Raw genomic sequence first — 592 nt, forward strand, 5'->3', positions numbered from 1 at the left:
TTCTGGCTCTTCTTCTGGTTCGGGGGCTGCTTTGGCTTGTGGCGCAAGTGATTCCGTGCTCTCGACTTCTGGTGCTGGTGCACTGGCTTCAAGATTGGGCAATGCGATGGTCTTCGCACCTTGGTTTGGGGTGTCACTGAAGTGCACTACGCCGTTTTCGTCTACCCAAGTATAAGCGACCTGAGCCGAGGCTACAGAGGCCAGTAGCGTGCCGCTGAGTATACATAGCGATGGAATAAGCTGAACTTTCATGGCTCACCTTCTTTTGATCGATGATTTCACGTTTCAATGGCTTAGACCTTTGACCTACAAGGTAAAAATAGCCCAAGCGTATTTTTATTATCCCCTCATGTTAAACGGCGAATCTTGACTGACGAATACAAAAAAGGCCCGCCTGCGAGGCGAGCCTAATATTTTGTTACTGTGTTTACATTTTACACAGTTTGAACCTTATACAGAGTAGTAAAGTTCGAACTCAAGTGGGTGAGTTGCCATGTTGATGCGCTCAACGTCTTTTGACTTAAGTGCGATGTAAGAATCGATAAAGTCGTCAGAGAATACGCCGCCCGCTGTTAAGAACTCACGGTCTTCG

The 592-nt window shown here is 47.3% G+C and carries 2 protein-coding genes; both read right to left on the reverse strand.

Annotated elements, in window-relative coordinates:
- The coding region (locus R7E78_RS28495; protein WP_318058932.1) for a DUF4124 domain-containing protein at positions 1–252 on the reverse strand (252 nt) is incomplete at its 3' end.
- A 198-nt stretch (positions 253–450) separates the two neighbouring features.
- A partial coding sequence (locus R7E78_RS28500; RefSeq protein WP_318058933.1) for a hypothetical protein occupies positions 451–592 on the reverse strand: 142 nt, incomplete at its 5' end.

Source organism: Vibrio sp. YT-19(2023) (assembly GCF_033337395.1).